At 39.8% G+C, this 20,097-nt stretch carries 20 protein-coding genes; 13 read left to right on the top strand and 7 right to left on the bottom strand.

What is annotated here, in order from left to right:
* The first annotated feature begins 29 nt into the window (after positions 1-29).
* From BV214_RS00735 to BV214_RS00705, 7 genes are all read left to right on the top strand, one after another.
* Positions 30-1,229, top strand: coding sequence for a glutamate-5-semialdehyde dehydrogenase (locus tag BV214_RS00735; RefSeq protein ID WP_086475564.1), 1,200 nt, complete (start codon positions 30-32; stop codon positions 1,227-1,229).
* A gap of 304 nt (positions 1,230-1,533) precedes the next feature.
* A complete protein-coding gene (locus BV214_RS00730) occupies positions 1,534-2,061 on the top strand; it encodes a hypothetical protein (protein WP_086475563.1) in 528 nt (175 codons plus the stop codon).
* A 174-nt stretch (positions 2,062-2,235) separates the two neighbouring features.
* Positions 2,236-2,817 carry a precorrin-2 dehydrogenase/sirohydrochlorin ferrochelatase family protein gene (locus BV214_RS00725; protein WP_086475562.1) on the top strand — a complete coding sequence of 194 codons (582 nt, stop codon included), beginning with the start codon at positions 2,236-2,238 and terminating at the stop codon, positions 2,815-2,817.
* A gap of 250 nt (positions 2,818-3,067) precedes the next feature.
* On the top strand, positions 3,068-4,555 hold the full coding sequence (locus BV214_RS00720) for a xylulokinase (protein WP_086475561.1): 1,488 nt from the start codon (positions 3,068-3,070) through the stop codon (positions 4,553-4,555).
* Between the two features lie 4 nt (positions 4,556-4,559).
* The gene (gene xylA / locus BV214_RS00715) at positions 4,560-5,885 is read left to right on the top strand and encodes a xylose isomerase (RefSeq protein ID WP_086475560.1); all 1,326 of its coding nucleotides are present in this window, start codon (positions 4,560-4,562) and stop codon (positions 5,883-5,885) included.
* A 378-nt stretch (positions 5,886-6,263) separates the two neighbouring features.
* Positions 6,264-6,644, top strand: a complete 381-nt coding sequence (locus BV214_RS00710) for an endonuclease domain-containing protein (protein WP_086475559.1) — start codon at positions 6,264-6,266, stop codon at positions 6,642-6,644.
* Between the two features lie 138 nt (positions 6,645-6,782).
* Positions 6,783-7,790: a LacI family DNA-binding transcriptional regulator gene (locus BV214_RS00705; RefSeq protein WP_245806721.1), complete on the top strand. Its 1,008-nt coding sequence runs from the start codon at positions 6,783-6,785 to the stop codon at positions 7,788-7,790.
* 15 nt (positions 7,791-7,805) lie between these two features.
* Here BV214_RS00705 and BV214_RS00700 read toward each other — a convergent pair whose 3' ends face one another.
* Complete coding sequence (locus BV214_RS00700) at positions 7,806-8,885, bottom strand: phosphotransferase enzyme family protein (protein WP_245806720.1); 1,080 nt, start codon at positions 8,883-8,885, stop codon at positions 7,806-7,808.
* Between the two features lie 12 nt (positions 8,886-8,897).
* On the bottom strand, positions 8,898-9,788 hold the full coding sequence (locus tag BV214_RS00695) for a nucleotidyltransferase family protein (RefSeq protein WP_223883410.1): 891 nt from the start codon (positions 9,786-9,788) through the stop codon (positions 8,898-8,900).
* Between the two features lie 242 nt (positions 9,789-10,030).
* Here BV214_RS00695 and hemN point away from each other — a divergent pair, with 242 nt between their 5' ends.
* The 5 genes from hemN (at position 10,031) to BV214_RS00670 (ending at position 14,717) form a co-directional block, all read left to right on the top strand.
* Positions 10,031-11,392 carry an oxygen-independent coproporphyrinogen III oxidase gene (gene hemN / locus BV214_RS00690; RefSeq protein WP_086475557.1) on the top strand — a complete coding sequence of 454 codons (1,362 nt, stop codon included), beginning with the start codon at positions 10,031-10,033 and terminating at the stop codon, positions 11,390-11,392.
* A gap of 57 nt (positions 11,393-11,449) precedes the next feature.
* The gene (locus BV214_RS00685; RefSeq protein ID WP_086475556.1) at positions 11,450-12,271 is read left to right on the top strand and encodes a universal stress protein; all 822 of its coding nucleotides are present in this window, start codon (positions 11,450-11,452) and stop codon (positions 12,269-12,271) included.
* A 446-nt stretch (positions 12,272-12,717) separates the two neighbouring features.
* The gene (locus BV214_RS00680; RefSeq protein ID WP_086475555.1) at positions 12,718-13,515 is read left to right on the top strand and encodes a TIGR00266 family protein; all 798 of its coding nucleotides are present in this window, start codon (positions 12,718-12,720) and stop codon (positions 13,513-13,515) included.
* Between the two features lie 85 nt (positions 13,516-13,600).
* Complete coding sequence (nudK, locus tag BV214_RS00675) at positions 13,601-14,188, top strand: GDP-mannose pyrophosphatase NudK (protein ID WP_086475554.1); 588 nt, start codon at positions 13,601-13,603, stop codon at positions 14,186-14,188.
* A 22-nt stretch (positions 14,189-14,210) separates the two neighbouring features.
* Positions 14,211-14,717 carry a peptide-methionine (S)-S-oxide reductase gene (locus tag BV214_RS00670; RefSeq protein ID WP_086475553.1) on the top strand — a complete coding sequence of 169 codons (507 nt, stop codon included), beginning with the start codon at positions 14,211-14,213 and terminating at the stop codon, positions 14,715-14,717.
* Here BV214_RS00670 and BV214_RS00665 read toward each other — a convergent pair.
* A complete protein-coding gene (locus BV214_RS00665; RefSeq protein WP_086475581.1) occupies positions 14,714-16,027 on the bottom strand; it encodes a D-alanyl-D-alanine carboxypeptidase/D-alanyl-D-alanine-endopeptidase in 1,314 nt (437 codons plus the stop codon). The two genes, BV214_RS00670 and BV214_RS00665, sit on opposite strands and share 4 nt — an antisense overlap.
* A gap of 102 nt (positions 16,028-16,129) precedes the next feature.
* Here BV214_RS00665 and BV214_RS00660 point away from each other — a divergent pair, with 102 nt between their 5' ends.
* On the top strand, positions 16,130-16,327 hold the full coding sequence (locus BV214_RS00660; protein WP_086475580.1) for a hypothetical protein: 198 nt from the start codon (positions 16,130-16,132) through the stop codon (positions 16,325-16,327).
* Positions 16,328-16,592: 265 nt separating this feature from the next.
* Here BV214_RS00660 and BV214_RS00655 read toward each other — a convergent pair whose 3' ends face one another.
* The 4 genes from BV214_RS00655 to BV214_RS00645 form a co-directional block, all read right to left on the bottom strand.
* A complete protein-coding gene (locus BV214_RS00655) occupies positions 16,593-17,531 on the bottom strand; it encodes a LysR substrate-binding domain-containing protein (RefSeq protein WP_086475552.1) in 939 nt (312 codons plus the stop codon).
* 125 nt (positions 17,532-17,656) lie between these two features.
* On the bottom strand, positions 17,657-18,760 hold the full coding sequence (locus BV214_RS00650) for a TolC family protein (RefSeq protein ID WP_245806719.1): 1,104 nt from the start codon (positions 18,758-18,760) through the stop codon (positions 17,657-17,659).
* A gap of 168 nt (positions 18,761-18,928) precedes the next feature.
* Complete coding sequence (locus BV214_RS16940) at positions 18,929-19,117, bottom strand: hypothetical protein (RefSeq protein WP_245806718.1); 189 nt, start codon at positions 19,115-19,117, stop codon at positions 18,929-18,931.
* Positions 19,118-19,172: 55 nt separating this feature from the next.
* On the bottom strand, positions 19,173-20,097 hold a 925-nt coding region (locus tag BV214_RS00645), incomplete at its 5' end, for an ABC transporter permease (RefSeq protein WP_140157695.1).

Raw genomic sequence — 20,097 nt, 5'->3', positions numbered from 1 at the left:
AGAAATTATTTTAAATAGTAAAGAAGAAGATGAAATTATTAAATACAGATATAAAAAATAAAGTATTACAGTCCATGATGAAGCTTCTGGATCGTAATAGAAATAAAATTATTGAAGCTAATAAAAAAGACCTGGATCTTTTTGATGCATCCGATAGGGCAATGTACGACCGACTGATCGTAGATGAAAAAAAAGTGGATGGTATGATCGGTGCCATAGAGGAAATCCTAAGTCAGGACGATCCTGTGGGGAAAATAAAATCGGAGCGAAATCTGGAAAATGGACTTAAGATCCAAAATAAAACAGCACCCTTCGGTACCATTTTAATCATATATGAATCCAGGCCAGATGTAACTATAGAAGCTGCCGTATTGGCATTTAAAGCCAATAATAAAATATTGTTGAAAGGTGGAAAGGAAGCTATAAATAGTAATTTGGCATTGGAAGCTTGTTGGCATGAGGCCCTAGAAGAAAATGGTTTATCTAAGGACTGGATTAAATTGCTTCATATGAATAGGCAGGAAACCCAAGAGTTCCTTAGGAACCCTTCCGAAAAATTGGATTTGATTGTTCCCCGTGGAGGTGAGCGTTTAATCGATTTTGTTAAGGAGCACGCAAAATGTGCAGTCCTAGTAAGTGGTAGAGGGAACAACTTTCTATATGTAGACGAATCGGCAGATTGGGCACAAAGCTTACAAGTAATCCTAAACGCAAAAACCGATAAGATTTCGGCCTGTAATGCTTTAGATAAAATTCTGATCAATGCTAGCATCCAAGACTATCCTAATAAATTAAAGGAGCTAAATGAGGTGCTTACTTCGCAGGGAGTTGATGTTTTGGTAGATCAATCTGCAGCAGAAATCCTAAAGGATAATAAACTGGTTAATGAGGAATCCGTCTGGTACGAGGAGTTTTTAGCGATGAAGTGCGTGGTTGCTCCAGTAGAAGGGCTGGAGGATGCCATAGATCGCATCAATAAATACTCCGGTGGCCATTCGGCAACCATTATGACCGAAGATAAGGAGGTAGCTGGCGCGTTTATGGATCAAGTAGATAGCGCCGCAGTATATCATAACGCCTCCACTAGGTTTACCGATGGGGGACAAATGGGTGTAGGTGCAGAATTGGCAATTAGTACCGATAAATTACACCATAGGGGGCCGTTGGGCTTAGAGCAATTGGTGACCAATAAGTACTATGTTTTTGGCGATGGACAGATAAGAGAGTAATTACTGGGTAGTTCTCATTGCCTCTAGATAATAACGGCAGTTTTACAAACGGATAAGTGTTTGTAGACTGCCGTTTTTATTTTGTTGCTATACCAAACAAAATGGAAAGGTGGTGTTTGCGCACTCGCATTATGAACCGTTTAAATTGCCTTGAACCCTTTTAGAATTTGGTATATAATTTTAGAAACGTTGCGGATTTAAAAATTGGGGAGGATTTAAGATTGGTTGTTTTACGTCTGCCTTAATATATAGTACCTTCGTTCAACATTTCTCGAGATTATTATATTTTAATTGGATTAGATTAATGAAGAAGATTTTTGTTTTTACCATTACAGGACTATTAGTCGGCTTTGCTGCTATTGGGCAAGAGTTTAACCAGGGCACACAACTCCTTAACGTAGGGTTTGGACTTGGAGGACATTATAACACCTTAGGGTCCCCAAACCAAAAAGCCTCCATCTATGCTAGTTACGAATATGGAATGTGGGAGCTTCCAGGTCCCGGTGTGGTGAGCGTTGGAGGTTATTTAGGACATAAGTCCTATAAATACGATAAAGGTGATAAATGGAATTATACGCTATTGGGCGCTAGGGGTGCCTATCATTATGGCGGCTTGGAAATAGATAATCTAGACCTCTACGGCGGCGCCATGCTTTCCTATAATATTTTGTCTTATGACAATACTTTTGTAGCCGCGGGTACCTATGACAATGAATGGGCCCTAAGTGCATTTGTTGGTGGTAGGTGGTACCTTACGGATAATTTTGGAGCCTATGCCGAGTTGGGATTGGGGGTGGCCAATTTTAGTTTAGGAGCTACCTTAAGGTTATAAAAGCAGTGTGGGTGTAATAAACCTTTAGATAGGCACAAGGGGTTTGCCATATATTCTCTAATTACGCCCTATCTTTGTAGGGTGGTGAGACATGGGTTTAATACTGACTAGGAACCGTAATTATTGCTTTTTAACCCTCATGGACAACCCCATATTTTAAATTAGGAGCGTACAATGGAAAGGAATGAACTATACCCTATTTTTTTAAAAGTATCCCAGCTTAATATCCTCATTGTTGGAGGTGGAAATGTAGGATTGGAGAAATTGAGCTTTATGTTAAAATCCAGTCCCCAAGCAAAGGTAGAAATGCTTGCGCCTCATTTTTTGGACGAAACCTTGGCCCTTGCTAGTAAACATAGAGTGAAAATAACCAAAGATTCTTATAATAGTAGGTACTTAGAGGGACGCCAATTAGTTATTGCCGCAACCAATAATACCGAGGTAAATCAGCAGGTATATCACGATTGTAGGGAGCGTCACACGCTAGTAAACGTGGCCGATAATCCGCCATATTGTGATTTCTATATGGGAAGTATCGTTACCAAGGGCAACGTTAAAGTAGCCATCTCTACCAATGGAAAATCTCCTACCACCGCCAAACGCCTACGCCAGTTTTTTGAAGAGGTAATTCCGGATAATATAGATGATTTGGTAAAAAATCTCAACGAATTCCGTAAAACCATCAAAGGTGATTTTGAGGAAAAAGTAGAAACACTGAACGAATTCACCAAAGGACTTATCAATAAGAAGGAATAAACAAAGGATTCCATTACCCTAATTTGCGAAACCGTTTTCGAAAAACAATTTCCTCCTGAGGGTGGACTGTAATCTACTAGTGATGAGTTTGTTGCGCTTTATCTTGTAAAGGCAATTCCAGTAGCATCCCTCCCAGCGTTTTACTCCCTTTTCCGCAAAACCAATTCATTCTGATTGTTTTTAATATATTTGAGAGAGGCTCAAAGGGCCGTTTCAAATAGGGAGGTATGTCCCTCAAACAAACTGATATATGTATTATTTGGGATTGGATATAGGAAGTTCTTCCATTAAAGTTGCTTTAGTTGGAATTGCCAATGGCAGATTGGTAGGCGTGGTACAGGAGCCAGCATCTGAAATGGAAATGATTGCCCTAAAAAATGGATGGGCAGAACAGGACCCAAGGGATTGGTGGCGGTATGTCTGTAAGGGAATAAAGAATATCAAAGAGAAATATAAGGTTTCCCAAAATCAAATTAAGGGGATAGGGATTGCCTATCAAATGCATGGCTTAGTCTTATTGGATAAAGAGGGGAATCCGGTTCGCAACGCCATTATTTGGTGTGATAGCCGGGCAGTGGAAATCGGTAGAAACGCCTATGCCTCCATAGGAGAGGAGAAGTGTAAGAAACACCTACTTAACTCTCCAGCAAATTTTACCGCCTCAAAACTAAAATGGGTAAAGGAGAACGAAGCAGAAACATACCAAAAGGCCCATAAACTTATGTTGCCAGGAGACTATATTGCTTATTGCTTCTCTAGCGTGATGAATACTACTATCTCGGGTCTTTCCGAGGGAATTCTATGGGACTTTAAGGAAGATTCGGTGGCTCATTTAGTACTGGATCACTACGGAATTTCTAACTCCCTAATCCCAGACATCGTAGATACCTTTGGGCTTCAATCTAAAGTAGATGCGCAGGGCGCCAAGGAAAGCGGATTGGCACAGGGTACACCAATCTTATATAGGGCAGGGGACCAGCCTAACAATGCCCTGTCATTAAACGTATTTAAGCCTGGGGAAGTGGCAGCAACTGGTGGAACCTCAGGAGTGGTATATGCTGTTACCGATACGCTTTCGGGAAAGGAAAGTACACGGGTGAATAATTTTGCGCATGTTAATTATACCAAGAAAAACCCACATATTGGTAAACTGTTGAATATTAATGGCGCAGGTATTCAGTATCGGTGGTTGTTAAAAAATTTGGAGGTCGACTCCTATGACGAGATGAATGCCTTGGCTAAAGAAATTCCCGTAGGCTCTGATGGCGTTTGTTTAATTCCTTTTGGAAATGGGGCAGAAAGAATGCTGAATAATAGGGATATAGGTGCTCGTTTATTAAATGTAAACCTAAACAATCACCACAAAGGACATTTATGTAGAGCTGCTTTGGAGGGGATTGCATTTTCCTTTGCGTACGGGATGGAAATATTAAAACAGGATGGAATTGATATTGAAAGCATGCGCGCCGGAAACGATAACCTATTTAGGTCGGAAATATTCTCCAATACCCTCGCCTGCTTGGTTAATCAGGAAATCGAGATTTATGATACCACAGGGGCTATAGGCGCGGCGCGTGCTGCAGGTATATATGAAGGCGGATTTGAGAAGTTTAGTACCTATATCACCCATAATGACCACCTTCATACATTTAAACCATGTGAGGATAACGGGAAATACCTCAAGGCCTATGAGGCTTGGAAAAAGGAACTAGAATTAATTATGAACAGCAATAAATAAGAAAATGGCACTACTAGGAAACAAGGAATATTTTAAGGGTATTGGAGAGATTAAATTTGAAGGCAGGGAGTCAGACAATCCCTTGGCTTTTAAATATTATAACCCAGAACAAGTGGTTGCTGGGAAAACCATGCGAGAACACTTTAAATTTGCCATTGCTTATTGGCACACCTTCTGCGGACAAGGGAGCGACCCATTTGGACCGGGTACACAACGTTTTGAGTGGGATCAGGCTTCAGACCCCATACAGGCTGCTAAGGACAAAGCCGATGCCGCATTTGAGTTTATTAGCAAAATGGGGTTCGATTATTTCTGTTTTCACGATTTTGACCTGATTCAAGAAGGAAACACCTTTGCAGAGTCAGAAAAACGATTAAATATTATTACCGAATATATAAAGGAAAAGAAAGCCGCTTCGGGTATTAAGTTATTGTGGGGAACGGCCAATTGCTTTTCTCATCCTAGGTATATGAACGGGGCTGCCACCAATCCAGACTTTAGAGTGGTGGCTAGGGCAGGCGGACAGATAAAATTAGCCTTGGATGCCACCATCGCCCTAGATGGGGAAAATTACGTTTTTTGGGGAGGAAGGGAAGGATATATGTCCCTGTTAAATACGGATATGGGGAGGGAATTGGATCATATGGCCCAGTTTTTAACGATGGCTAGGGATTATGCCCGTTCCCAAGGATTTAAAGGCAGCTTTTTTATTGAGCCCAAACCCATGGAACCCACCAAACACCAATACGATTTTGATGCGGCAACTGCCATCGGATTTTTAAGGGAGTATGGTCTAGAGAAAGATTTTAAAATTAATGTGGAAGTAAATCACGCTACCCTAGCCCAACATACCTTTCAGCACGAGTTGGCAGTTGCTGCCAAAGCGGGCATGTTGGGAAGTATAGATGCCAATAGGGGGGATTATCAAAATGGATGGGACACGGATCAATTTCCCAATAATATCCAAGAAACCACCGAGGCCATGTTGGTATTCCTAAAAGCTGGAGGACTACAGGGTGGAGGTGTAAATTTTGATGCTAAGATTAGAAGAAATTCCACGGATCTGGATGATGTTTTTCACGCTCACATAGGAGGAGCAGACACCTTTGCACGGGCCTTATTAACAGCCGATAAAATTTTGTCCTCCTCCGCTTATGAAAAAATGCGCCAAGAACGATATAGCTCCTTTGACGCAGGAAAAGGAAGGGAATTTGAAAATGGAAAACTCACCCTAGCGGATTTGTATGAATTGGCAAAGGAGAACGGCGAATTGCCCTTGATCAGTGGAAAACAAGAGCTGTATGAAAATATCATCAATCAGTATATTTAGGGTTTTGGTCTAGGGTACAAGAGATGTTCTAGGGTTTATTGAAAATTAAACCAGTTCTTGCTTCATCTCCCCGTCTATTGCATTGAATACACCTCTTTAGAATAGAGTGGAAAAATAACTAGGAAGAAATGGGATCTAAATACGTAAAGGTTTGACAATCGAACGGGAGTTAAGAAATGGGGTAAAATAGTTTAAAGCTCCTCCCTTTGGTTAAAAGGAGGTGGCTTCGTGATAGCGAAGACGGAGGGATTGGTGGTGCAGACTGTTACGGATGATCCAATATTTTTTTAAGTTCAAACATTGGCGAGTCTAATCTCCCCGTCCAACGCGTTGGACACCCCTCTTTTAAAAAGAGGGGAGCTTTTAAAGTGATTAACCATGAAGAAGATTGTTATCCATAATAGAAAAGAGTTAATAAAATCTAGAAAGGATTTAAGAATGAACTTAACGCCTGCGGAAGCATTTTTATGGAAGTATCTAAGGGCAAAAAAACTTGATGGAAAGAATTTTGTAAAGCAGCATAGTATTGGAAATTATATTGTGGATTTTTATTTGGCATCGGATAAATTGATAATAGAGCTTGACGGAGAAGTACATCAGAATTCTACAGCATGGGAATACGATGAAAGACGAACTGCTTACTTAAGTGGATTAGGTTTCACAGTCATTCGATTCGAGAATAAGATGGTTTTTGATAACTTAGAATCGGTATTAAAAGAAATTAGAATGAATTTTAAGGAAAAAGCAATCAATAAATAAAAGCACCTTCCCCCTAGAAAATGGAGGTGGCTTCGCTTTAGTGAAGACGGAGGGATTTGTGACTGAAACTTTAATTTATAGTAATTACCTCCATTACTGTTAACTTTTATTAGGGCTATCTTGTAGTCCATGAAAAAAATGACCTTAAAAAAGATAGCCCAAGCTTTTAATGTTTCCGTATCAACCGTATCCAAAGCAATTAATGATAACCATGAAATTAGCGCGGAACTAAAGAGTAAGATTCAGCAGTATGCCAAAGAAAATAACTATCGGCCCAATAAATTGGCTTTAAACCTACGTCAGAAGAAGACAAAAACCATAGGTGTGGTAGTGCCTAATATCCTCAATTACTTTTTTACCCAGGTTTTTTCTGGAATCGAAAAAGTAGCCAATGATAGGGGGTATAATCTGTTGAGTTGTATTAGTGACGAGTCTTATGAAAAGGAGGTGAAAACACTCGGGTTTTTAGGGGGTGGTACGGTAGATGGTATCATCATCTCCATGGCAGAGGAAACGCAGTTTAACAATAAGTTAGACCATATTCACAATTTGTTAGAGCAGCAAATTCCCATGGTAATGTTCGATAGGGTCTCCCATGAAATTGAATGTGATAAGGTGGTGGTAGATGATTATGAAGCAGGATTTAGAACCACCAAGTATTTGCTAGATACGGGCTGTGCCAGCATTGCCGTAGTAACCGCTATCGATCATTCTAGCGTAGGGAAACTGCGGGTCTCGGGTTATAAAAAGGCACTGGAGGAGGCTAGCATCCCCTATAATGATCAGTTGGTAGTACGCCTCTCTAAAAATACCGATCTAGAATTGATGATGTCCCTTTTGTTAAGTCACCAAAAAATAGACGGAATCATGGCGTTAGACGAAATTACCGCGGTAGAAGTTTTAAGAATTGTAAAGAGTAGGGGGTATAAAGTTCCGCAGGATATTTCTATAATTGGTTTTACCAATGGGAAATTATCGCAGTATGTAACCCCGTCCTTAACCGCTGTTAGCCAACATGGAACATTCCTCGGCGAAACAGCGGCAAATATCTTGATAGAACGGATGGAAGAAAATACCACAAAGGAATTCGCTACACAAACTATTAAAACAAGTTTGGTAGTGCGGGACTCTACCCAAAAAATGTAATCTACTATGGAGCTATTAGCTGTTGGTTAAGGGGGTTAGCTTTTGCTTAATCACCTCTTGCATAAAATCTATCTCCTGTAGGGCTTTATTGGTAAAATGGAACAAACTTAGGCAACGGTCTAGGTTCTGATTTTCATAAGATACCTTGTAATATATGTTGTTGTTCAGGTAATCCGTCAGTGCCCTAAGACCATGGATAAAGGGCATAAAAACAGCTCCCCATGCCAAAGTATCTAGTTCCTCCTTTTGTAAAAAGGGACCGTTGGCCTCTAGCCCATCTATAAACGCCTCAAATAAGTCGCGCTTAAAGGTGATTTTACTATGGTCTTGCTCATCTTCAATGGCCGTATTGGCAACGGTTCTTATGGCATCCCCAAAATCGTAGTAAAAATATCCTTTCATCAAAGTATCCAAATCGATGAGGCATAAGGCCTTCTGACTTTCCTTGGAGAAGAGAATATTATTCAATTTTGTATCGTTATGACAGATACGTAGGGGGAGCTTGGAGTTGTTAATCACTTTTAATTTTTCCAAGGTGGCTTTGGCAAATTCGATGGAAGCTTTGGAAACCTCCAACTTTTCTGCCTCAGCAGATTTTATGGCATCATTAAACTGCTGCTCCCTTAAAGCAAGATCGTGGAATTGTGGAATGGTATCCACATAGTCGTCCAAAGAGGCCTTCGCCAAAAGTTGATGAAATTTTCCAACCACCCTTCCAGCCTCATGGGCTATATGGATGTTGGTAGCATTATCATAGGCAACGGTATTGTTGATATAGGTCATCAACCTCCAATACCCCTTTTCCTCCTCTTCAAAATAGGGAGCATCCTCCTGGGTTCTTAATAACGCAATAGGGGTATAATCCTGATCTATAAGGTAATTAAAGGCATTGGAAATATTTCCCATTAGCCCCTTAATATCCTTAAAGACATTGCGGTTTACTCGCTGTAAAATATACAACGGCCCGCTCTGGTCCAGTACCAGATAGGTGTCATTGATATACCCCTGGGTTATTTCTTGGAACTGATAGGTCTTTTGATCTATCTTAAAATTGCCCAATACCTTATTGAGCATGCCGGTTTTTTCTTCAATCATCAATGGGTAATTCTATAGGGTATCCCACACTGGAGATGGATATTCGTTATTGTCCGTCATTTTCTGTAATTCTGTAACCGCAGTCTCTTTATCACTGGCATAGGTTACTCCAAACCACTGACTGTCCGAAGCAAGGACATCTACATCTATCAGCTCCTGATCTATCATTTCCTTAATGGCAAATGGAAGGTATATTTCGCCCTTCGCAATGTTGTCGTTATTATTGATGAAATCTGTTAAATAACCTGTGATAAAGGGGAATATGGAAGGCTGACATACCCAGAAGTTCATGCTCACCAATTCCTCACCGTTAAATTCGGTTCCAGTATCCAAATCTTTAATAACATCTCCGTTTTTCTCAATCTGGATGTGTTCATGGATAGAGGTTAATTTGTTGTTTTCAGATTTACACACGCCCCTAGATACGGAACCGTGCTCGGACAACGTATTTTTTAGCGTATAAGCAACCAATCCGTAGGTAGACTCATTATTATTGGATCTTATAAAATCGGAAGCACTTTTATAGGCGTTTTTCCCGTAATAATCATCGGCATTTATAATGGCGAATGGGCCGTCAATCACATTTCTTGCGGTCCAAACGGCATGTGCCGTACCCCAAGGTTTTACACGGTCACCGGTATAGGTTACTCCCTCTGGTAAATCGTCTATTTCCTGTGCAAGTACATCTAGCTTTATGTTCTTTGGTAACCTTTGGGAAAGATGCTCCTTAAGATCTTCTACATTCTCTTTTTTTGTAATGGCAACAACATGCTCAAAACCATTTTTTATGGCGTCGTATAGACTGAACTCCATTAAGAATTCATCCTTAGGACCCAAGGTATCAAATTGCTTAAGTTTTCCATATCGGCTGCCACTTCCCGCGGCCATCAAAAGTAATGTCATAATTTGCTGTTTTTAGGATTGCAAAAATATGGATTATAAAATTAATGACGGAGTAGATTTATGTATTTAAGAAAAATGGGGTAAAAATCCATTTTTATAACGATTGGGGCTAATATATTCCTTAAAGTATAAGGGAAACTCCTTTCTTATTGATGGGTTGGGCGGTGCATTACCTGATAAGCGTCATGTTTTAAGTGGGGAGGCGCACTTAACTTTGCCCAATCATTCACAACAATAACTTTATGAACCCTTTAATTCAAAAATATAATATTCCTGGACCCCGTTATACTAGTTATCCAACTGTTCCGTATTGGGATATGGAAACCTTTTCTGGTGCACAATGGAAATCTACCCTAGTAGATAGTTTTGTTGCGAGCAATACTTCCGAAGGAATTAGTCTTTATATCCACCTTCCATTTTGTGAAAGCCTATGTACATTTTGTGGATGTCACAAACGAATTACAAAACGCCATGAAGTAGAAAACCCATATATCAGCAATGTATTAAGGGAATGGGAGCTTTACTGTGATTTACTACCCGAGAAACCTATTATTAAAGAACTCCATCTAGGAGGGGGAACCCCCACCTTTTTTTCACCTGATAATTTAACCCAATTGATTAATGGGCTTTTTAAGACGGCTAAAAAAGCAGAAGTGTACGAATTCAGTTTTGAGGGGCACCCTAATAACACTACAAAGGAACATTTGCAAGCTCTTTACGATGTAGGATTTAGGCGCGTGAGCTATGGGGTGCAAGACTATAATATGAAGGTGCAGCTAGCCATTCATCGTATTCAGCCATTTATAAATGTGAAAAATGTTACGGATTGGGCTAGGGAAATTGGATATACCTCAATAAGTCACGATATCATCTTTGGCTTGCCTTTTCAGACAGTGGCCCACGTAGAAGAAACTATTATGTGTACCAAGGAATTAATGCCAGACCGATTGGCATTTTATAGCTATGCCCATGTGCCTTGGATAAAAGGGAACGGACAAAGGGGATTCCAGGATGCAGATTTACCCACCCCAGAGGAAAAACGGAGACAATATGAAAAAGGAAAGGCCCTATTGGCAGAAGTAGGTTATACCGAAATAGGAATGGATCACTTCGCTTTACCTAGCGATAACTTATACAAGGCTATGGAAAATGGAGACCTTCACAGAAACTTTATGGGATACACGGCCTCAAAAACCCAAGTAATGATTGGCTTGGGAGTGTCTAGTATTAGTGATAGTTGGGGGAGTTTTGCTCAAAATGTAAAGAGTTTGGAAGAATACGAACACCTTGTGCACAACAATATCATCCCTATTTTTAAGGGACATATTTTAACAGAGGAAGACAAGGTAATTCGCCAACACATCCTAAATTTAATGTGTAGGCTAAAGACTCCTACGGATACCCCGGATATGGTGTTCCCAGAGCTGGCAGAGGTACGGGAAAGATTGAATGAAATGGAGAGGGACGGACTTTTAAAAATAGAGAGTGACGGGATGTTGGTGACGGAGAAAGGCCGACCCTTTGTCAGGAATATTTGCATGGCCTTTGATCTTTTGTTGCATAGGAAAGCTCCCCAGACCAGACTGTTTTCCATGACTATTTAGAGCTGTCTAAGAGAACAACAACTATAATATTAATTATCAACCTTTAAATAATGCCTTATGAAAACCATTATTGTACCTGTCGATTTTTCTGAACCTTCCGAAATAGCCCTTAAAACGGCAGCTTCCATTGCTAAAAAATTTGACTCGGAGATTATTGTATTACACATGTTGGAATTGTCCGATTCTTGGATGACCACTAATGAAGATGTGCTGCAACAACAGGCCGTATTCTTAATAAAACTCGCAGAGTCGCGCTTTAGGGAGTTTTTAGACAAGCCTTATTTAAAAGGAATAAAGGTTACGCCCATTGTTAAACGCTATAAGGTTTACAGTGAGGTAAAACTCATTTCCGAAAAACACAATGCAGATTTAATTGTGATGGGGTCTCATGGAACAGAGGGATTTAAAGGATTGTTTGTGGGTTCTAATGCGGAAAAAATGGTGAGGAACGCCCAAATTCCCGTTCTGGTGATCAAGGATGAGATTGTAGATTTTGAGGTAAAAAGGTTTGTCTTCGCCTGCGATTTTGAACTAGAGAATCTTCCCGCTTTCCATAAGGCAAAGGCTATTGCAGATAAACTTGCTGCAGAGTTGATTTTGGTAAATGTAAATACTCCCGGAGATAATTTTCTGAGTACCAAGGATGCCTTTAAAAAAATCAATAACTTTCTCCACGAGGCCAAAGTCAGCCTAGAAGTGGAAATATTTAATGATTATACGGTAGAACGCGGCATATTAGCCTTTGGTGAAAGTAGGAATGCAGATATTATAGGATTGCCAACACATGGAAGAAAAGGTATTAACCGATTTTTTATGGGGAGTATCGGGGAGGATGTAGCCAATCATGCGAAAACCCCTGTCATGACTTTTAAACTGTAAAAGGATTACCACTTCCCTATGATCTTTAGAGTGAACTCCACATTAACTTTATCGAAAGCATTGGGAGATATTTAGAGATGTGTAACGGTTAAGGGAGTTATAGGAGCACAATTTTGATACTTGGAGCTGGTGCAGTTACCAGTGCTAGGCGGCGCCAAAATACTACCTGTCAAAAAACTAAAATTCCCTTAGTCGTTTAACGCTATTTATCTGTCTAATTAGCTATTCCCATCCCTGTCCCATACGCCCATACATTATTTTATGATTCACTCCTAAGCTTGTGAATCCCTTTAATGTGTAACAAAATCTCCATTTCTGCTACCTATACCAAAAAAAATAAAGGTGGCACCCGTATCTTTTATCTTTCAAATTGTAAATTGGGATTCTAAAATAAAAGGGTATAGGCGCCACTCTTGATAACTGTAAAACCTTAAATCTAAAAGCGAATGAATGCACATGAAATAGATTATCACATTTACGGGGAAGAAATGCAATATGTAGAAATTGAACTAGATCCCCAAGAAGCTGTTGTTGCCGAGGCTGGTAGCTTCATGATGATGGACAGCGAAATTAAAATGGACACTATATTTGGGGACGGTTCCAATCAGGATAGTGGCGTTTTAGGGAAATTATTCTCTGCTGGGAAACGCTTACTTACCGGAGAGAGCTTGTTTATGACGGTATTTCTAAATATTGGTCAGGGTAAAAAACAAGTTAGTTTTGCTTCGCCCTACCCAGGAAAAATCATTCCGATAGACCTTACCGCGTTTGGAGGGAAGTTTATTTGCCAAAAAGATGCTTTTTTATGTGCCGCCAAAGGGGTTTCTGTGGGTATCGAATTCTCAAAGAAACTTGGACGTGGACTCTTTGGAGGAGAGGGGTTTATTATGCAAAAATTGGAAGGAGACGGCATGGCTTTTGTCCACGCTGGGGGTACCACGGCTAAGAAAACACTTGCGGTGGGAGAAACCTTAAAGGTAGATACTGGTTGTATCATCGGTTTTACTCAGGACGTAGATTACGATATAGAATTTGTGGGGGGCATTAGAAATACCGTTTTCGGCGGGGAGGGACTTTTTTACGCAACTCTCAAAGGGCCTGGAACTGTCTATATTCAATCCTTACCCTTTAGTAGGCTTGCAGGTCGTGTACTGGCATCCGTGCCCGGAAAAGGGAAGCAGAAGGGCGAAGGTAGTATTCTTGGGGGATTAGGAGATATTTTGGATGGGGATAATAGATTTTAAGCCTATGATTTCTATCTGGGAGGTTTAAAGGCTTTTATACCCTAACATTTTATAGCTTTGTAAAGGACACCATTAAATAACGAGTTTGAAAAACGAAAAGGTAAGAAACATACAAACGGAAGTGCTTTCCGATAACTGGTATACGCTAACGAAGGTTGACTTTGAGTATAAGAAAGCGAACGGTACTTGGGAAAAACAAATACGGGAAGCGTACGATAGGGGAAATGGCGCCGCCATCTTATTGTACAATAAGAAAAAGGGGACGGTAATTCTAACCAAACAGTTTAGAATGCCCACCTATTTAAATGGCAATAAGGATGGGATGATGATTGAAGTGTGCGCAGGCGTATTGGATGGTGACTCCCCAGAAGTGTGTATAAAAAAAGAAGCGGAGGAAGAGACTGGGTATCGATTAGAGCAGGTAGAAAAGGTCTTTGAATCCTATATGTCCCCAGGCTCAGTAACAGAAATCCTTCATTACTTCATAGGAGCCTATGACGAACATATGAAAGTAGGTGAGGGCGGAGGGGCCAAAAATGAGACCGAGAATATTGAGGTGATGGAGGTGTCCTTTAAAGAGGCCCTAAAGATGGTAGCAACTGGAGAAATTAAAGATGCTAAAACCATTTTGTTGCTTCAATATGCACAGATTAATTCCTTATGTGATTCTTAAACATAAGGGCGAATGATGATGTATGTCTAAAACAAATGAAATTGCTTTTGGAGGTGGATGTCATTGGTGTACAGAGGTTGTTTTTCAGACTTTAAAAGGGGTAGTAAATGTAAAAATGGGGTTTGTGTCGTCCGAGGGAGCGGCCAGTTCATTTTCCGAAGCGGTTGTGGTGGAGTATAACCAGGATCACATTGGATTGTTTCATTTGATTTTGATTCATCTACATACCCATCATTCCACTTCTTCCCATAGCATGCGTACCAAATATAGGTCTGCCATTTATACCTTTAAGGAGGTAGATACAATAAGGTCTAAAGAATACTTACAGCAATTACAAGCTTCTTTTAACGGGCAACTGATTACCCAGGTGCTCCCATTTGTAGCTTTTAGAAGTGCTGATCCCCAGTTTTATAACTATTATCTAACGGATACACAAAAGCCTTTTTGTAAACGTTATATCGCGCCGAAAATAGCGCTATTGCTAAAGCAATTCCCTCAGTTTGTTGATGCCAATAGCTTAGCCACTTAGTAAGAGTCTCTTAGATGCTCAAAGATACGTTGCATGGTCTTTCTTACTTCACTGCCACTTTTTACAAAGTGGTTGTTCATGAAACTAAAAACCAAAATTTTCCCAGAATTGGTAATCAAATATCCGCTTAGGCTATAATTATTACCCAAAGACCCAGATTTAGCATAAATATAAGGAGTAGGGTTCCCGGGAAATCTATTTTTTAGGGTGCCCGAAACTCCGCCTACTGGGAAAAGATTAAGTATTCGTTCTTTAGGATACTCCTCTACCATCTTGGAAAGAACGGCTACCATGGATTCTGGAGAGAATAAATTGTATCGGGAGAGCCCGGATCCATCTACCCAACGGGGCTTCTGGTTTAAATCTGACAAATAGTTTTCCAAAACGTAGTTTCTAGCTTTAGCACTGTTAAGGGTATCGGAAAGGGTGGAAGAAACCAGGATCAGTAATTGTTCGGCTAGGAAGTTATCGCTTTCTAGCATCATTCGTTTGTATAGGGAGTCCGACGGTATGCTATATAAGGTCTGTTTTTCAGCTTCAGGCATCTTTGAAACTATTTTTATTTTCTTCCTCAAAACGGACTCTAATAGTTGCTTCGTTAGGGTGGTATCTACCTTGAAGGGGACGGTTAGGGTGTCTTTTCTGCTGGGGTTGAAATAGAATGTATTATTATCCTCTTCCCTATTCCTGATGTAGGAGATGGGGACTACGTGCTCTTTAAAATAATGAGGAACTACGCGTAGGCTATCCACCAGGTGAATGTTCACTACATTTCCGTATAGGGGAAACCCGCTGCGCTCAGGACTATAATAAGTATCATAATCTTCCCACGCCCAACCTGGACCGTACCTATCTTCTTTAAAATTGTTGAGGTAGAGTGCAACATTATTATATTTCGAGGCCAACTTTATAGCGGTGGAGTCCTTAAAATAGGGATGTAGCAAGGTGGGGTCTCCCGTGCCCTCCAAAAACAGGGTGTCCTTATTAACCGCATAGTTTAAGGATGGGATTTTCGGAGGTAAGGTTTTAAGGGAAGTATATAAGGTGAAGATCTTAGTATTACTTGCTGGAGTAAAGTATTTATTGCTGTTATGGCTATAGATCGTATCACTTTTTATAGGGTCGTAAATTAAGATTCCCTGAAAGTAATCCCGATTGCTGTAGGAGCTCACTTCATTATTTAGCGTGGTGGTAAGCTTGTTGTTTTTCAGTGACTTACAGCTGGTAAATAGAAAGACCGATAGGAGAAATGCCAACGTCCAAAAATGCGTTTTTGGGAGGCGAAACGGGATCAAAAAATGCAAGTTCATCCTTTTTAACATCAATTTGACTATAATTTAACGATTTGTGAGTAATATTATATACCTTATGTGGGTTATATTAGACCTATCAACCAAAAACAAAATTTAAATATGGCAAATGCTATGTTGGAATACACCAAAACAGTACTGCAAAAGGTTAGTTTTGACACTAGATTATTCAGTAAAGAATTGAAGAAAGCAGTAACAAGATTACAACCAAATGAATTGGAAGAACTAAAACACTGGTTACAGCGTTATATTTTTGACAAACCAGAATTGCAGCAAAGTTTAATTTATTTAAAGACATAATTCAAGACCCCCTTTATAGGGGGTTTTTTTATGTTTCTGTGAGGGGGCTTTATAAATTATCCCAAAGCTATTTGGGCAGGGAACCGTCATTTTTATTTATAATTTTATTATTCTTGAAATGGGCTTTGATTATTTTACTGCATACTTCTCATTGACTCGATGACCTTCATTAAGAAAGAAGTTTAGTGCTACTAATTGTTCAGGCTTCTCCATTACCTCTCTAATCTAATTTATAATCCATAACAACTACAAAAGTAGATTACAGCTATTTACTAAGGGGGCTAATGATCTTTACATCCTGAAAGGCGATGGCCCCACGCACCACACTGGAAATAACATCGTATAGTGCATTGGTAATCTGTACCTTTAGTTCGCTTTTGTGATAGATAAGGCTCACTTCCCTGGCAGGGGATGGATTTTGAAACGTTTTTAAGTTTTGTTTTTTGCTTTCATCCAATTCCAAGGTATTTAAATACGGCAAGAGGGTCATGCCTAAGCCTTCATTGGAGAGGTTAATAAGGGTTTCAAAACTGCCACTTTGTAATTGAAAATGGTCATCCTTGAAATTTTTAGGGGTATTGCACAAATTTATAACGTTGTCCCTAAAACAATGACCGTCCCGTAATAATAAGATATCCTTGATGTCTAGATCTTCTGGAACTAGCTGGGTGGCAGCGCCTAATCTATGAGACGATGGTACATAGCCAACAAAGGGTTCATAATATAGGGGACGCTCCTTTATATATTCTATTTCTAAAGGGGTGGCAGCAATAGCAGCGTCCAAATGGCCGTCCTGCAAATTTCTAATCAGGTTTTCCGTACTTTTCTCCTTGATGATCAAGTTGACTTTCGGGTACTTATTAATAAAAATCTTTAAAAACATGGGAAGAAGGGTAGGCATCACCGTAGGGATGATTCCCAAGGTAAACTCACCTCCAATAAACCCCTTTTCTTGATCTACGATATCCTGAATTCGATTGGCTTCGTTAACAATGTTTTTTGCTTGGGCTACTATTTTTTGGCCTACCTCTGTAATAGCGATTGGCTTTTTACTTCTATCAAAGATTAATATGTCCAATTCCTCCTCTAGTTTTTGCACCTGCATACTTAAGGTAGGCTGGGTCACGAAACTTTTTTCTGCTGCAAGAGTAAAATTCTGATGCTCTGCTACGGCAAGGACATATTGTAATTGTGTAATGGTCATACGGTATTATTTAAAACAATAAAATTATGAAAACTATCAACAATACCTATTATGTTTTTGCTTTAGTTGCGGGCCACACAGTATGGGGTTTGTTTTGAAGGACCACCCAGTTGGGTTAGGGTGCATTAATCAAATTCAATATTTTCGGCTACAATCTTCCTGTCATTTATAAAATCGTACAAGGTTAGTTTTCTCAGGGTGTAATAATCTATCCAGAAATCTTCCAAGGAGTTTAGATAATCATATTCGGCCTTGTCTTTTTCTTGTTGGGCCAGATTTAGATCGGTGATGGTGATTTTACCTAAAATATATCTTTCCTTAGTAATTTGATACCGTTTTGTAGCTATTTCTCTTGCCTTCTCTGAAGTTGCCAGGAAATCTCGTTTACTAGACCAGTTTAATATGTGGAGGTAGATTTCTTGCTCAAAAGCTTGTTTTTCTTGCTCTATATTGGTTTCTACCAAGCCAAGATCTGCCTCGCCCATTTTTCGTTTAGATTTGGATACCCCCCAATCAAAAATAGGTATTCCCAAGGTAACGGAAACGTTCTGTTGTTTGTCAAAATCGTGAAACAGCTCCTCATACTCCTCAGACCTTTTGTTTAATCCAAAATTGGCGTTTACGTTTATCTCCAACCTATTACTCCCTTTAATTCTTGCCAGGTTTTGCTCTGCTTCCAATCTACTTCTTCTAAATTCAATTATAGACTTCCTATTGTTGGAAGCTTCATCCAGGGCGGTTTCTATATTCACCTCAAAATCTACCAAACTTTCTGGAATTTCCAATTCAATTTCCTCTGTTTCCAACTCTAAATAACGGGCAAGGTTTTGGGAAGTTCTCTTAAGTAGGATGTTATTAGTAGTTACTTCGTTTTTGGAGTTGAGGTGTCCTAATTCCATTTGTAACAATTCATTCTCCGCAATCTTTCCAATTTCGAACCTGCCTTTAGCTATTTGCAATAGGGTATCCTGGGTAAATAGGTTTTTTTGGGAGTTTTCCAATCGCATTTGTGCCTTCAATAAATCAAAATAACGACGACAACTGCTTACAGCTATATCCTCCATTCGCTCAATAAAGCCGCGTTTGGATTCTTCATAACGCAAAGGTTCTATCATACGGGCCCATTTATAGGGATTGTAGAATAGGGAGTTTTGATAATAGTTAATAGAAATAGGAATTAAGGAGTAGTTGCTAGTCTTATTGGTGCCAAAACGATCTATTCGCTGCATTTGGGAACTCAAGGATAGGGAGCCTCCAGTAAACGGTACTGCCTGTGTAATGGCAAGCCTTCCATCTATCCTAGATTGATTTTGGTTTACAAATATATCTTGGCCCTCGTCATTGGTTATTCTTCTAATGGAATTGGAATACTCGGGTAGGGTGACTATTAGTCGGAACTACGATAAATACTCTGCCACAAAGGTCCGATACCTCCAATAGCTGGCTTGCGACTGGTTAAGGACCGCCTTGTATTCCGGGGAATTCTTTTTAGCCATGTCTATGGCTTCCGAGAGTTGCAATTTTTTTGTCTGTCCTACGACCATCAGATTGGAGCAAAGGAATAATAGAACAATACTTTTCTTCATAATATTAAATGGTTTGATGGGTGGGAAAAAATGGTTTCATTCGTTTTAAGGAGTCTCATTCCCGTCTTATAGCTTCGATGGGATTTTTGTTTGCTGCCGATTTGGCAGGTAGTACCCCAAAAATGAGTCCTATAAACATGGCCACCAAAAAGGACAATACAATAGAATTTAAGGATAGTATGGTTTCTATTCCCGTGGCCAATTGTAAAGCATACGAAGAGACGATACCCAGTAGGATACCTATTATTCCCCCGCCCAAACTGATCAATACAGATTCTGAGAGGAATTGTAGAATCACGTCTTGTTTTGTGGCACCTATGGCCCTCATAATTCCTATTTCTTTGGTGCGCTCCAAGACCGAGGCCAGCATAATATTCATAATTCCAATTCCGCCTATTAGAAGGGAGATTCCTGCAATTACACTGAGCATAATATTGAAGATTTGTTTAGTCTTCTGCTGTTGTTTTAATAAGTGTATTGGAATACTAATTTCAAAGTCGAGCACCTCATTATGTCGCTTCTTAAGAAGTTTACTGAGCACCTCTGCAGTAGATTTTAATTCGTTAGAATTATTTACCTGAACCGTTAGCTTGTCCAATTGATGGTAATTGCCCCTCGGAATTCTCTTTTTGGGACCACTGTCACCTCCGCTCATAATAATCATTCCCCCGCCACTAAAATCTGGTTGCTGGTCTGTAAGTATCTTTCGATCCTGGTAGCGTACCAGGAAAGTTTTAATAGGGATGTAGATATCCTGATTGAGATCTCTGATGCCTAAGTTTTCCTGTGCTTTTTCGGAGATTAGTTTCTCTTCAATAATACCGATTACCTTCAGCCAAACATCCTTCACCTTAATTTGTTTGCCAAGTGCACTCTCTCCAGGGAATAATTTCTTCTCTACTTTTTCTCCAATAATACAGACAGCTGCTGCATTTAAACCCGCATTATTCACCAAGAGTTTTTTCTTCAAGGAATTTGAG

Origin of the sequence: Arenibacter amylolyticus, assembly GCF_002150785.1 — a bacterium.
GTDB classification, from domain to species: domain Bacteria; phylum Bacteroidota; class Bacteroidia; order Flavobacteriales; family Flavobacteriaceae; genus Arenibacter; species Arenibacter amylolyticus.
Note: the sequence above shows the minus strand (reverse complement) of the source record. Positions and strands in the feature narration are given on the sequence as shown.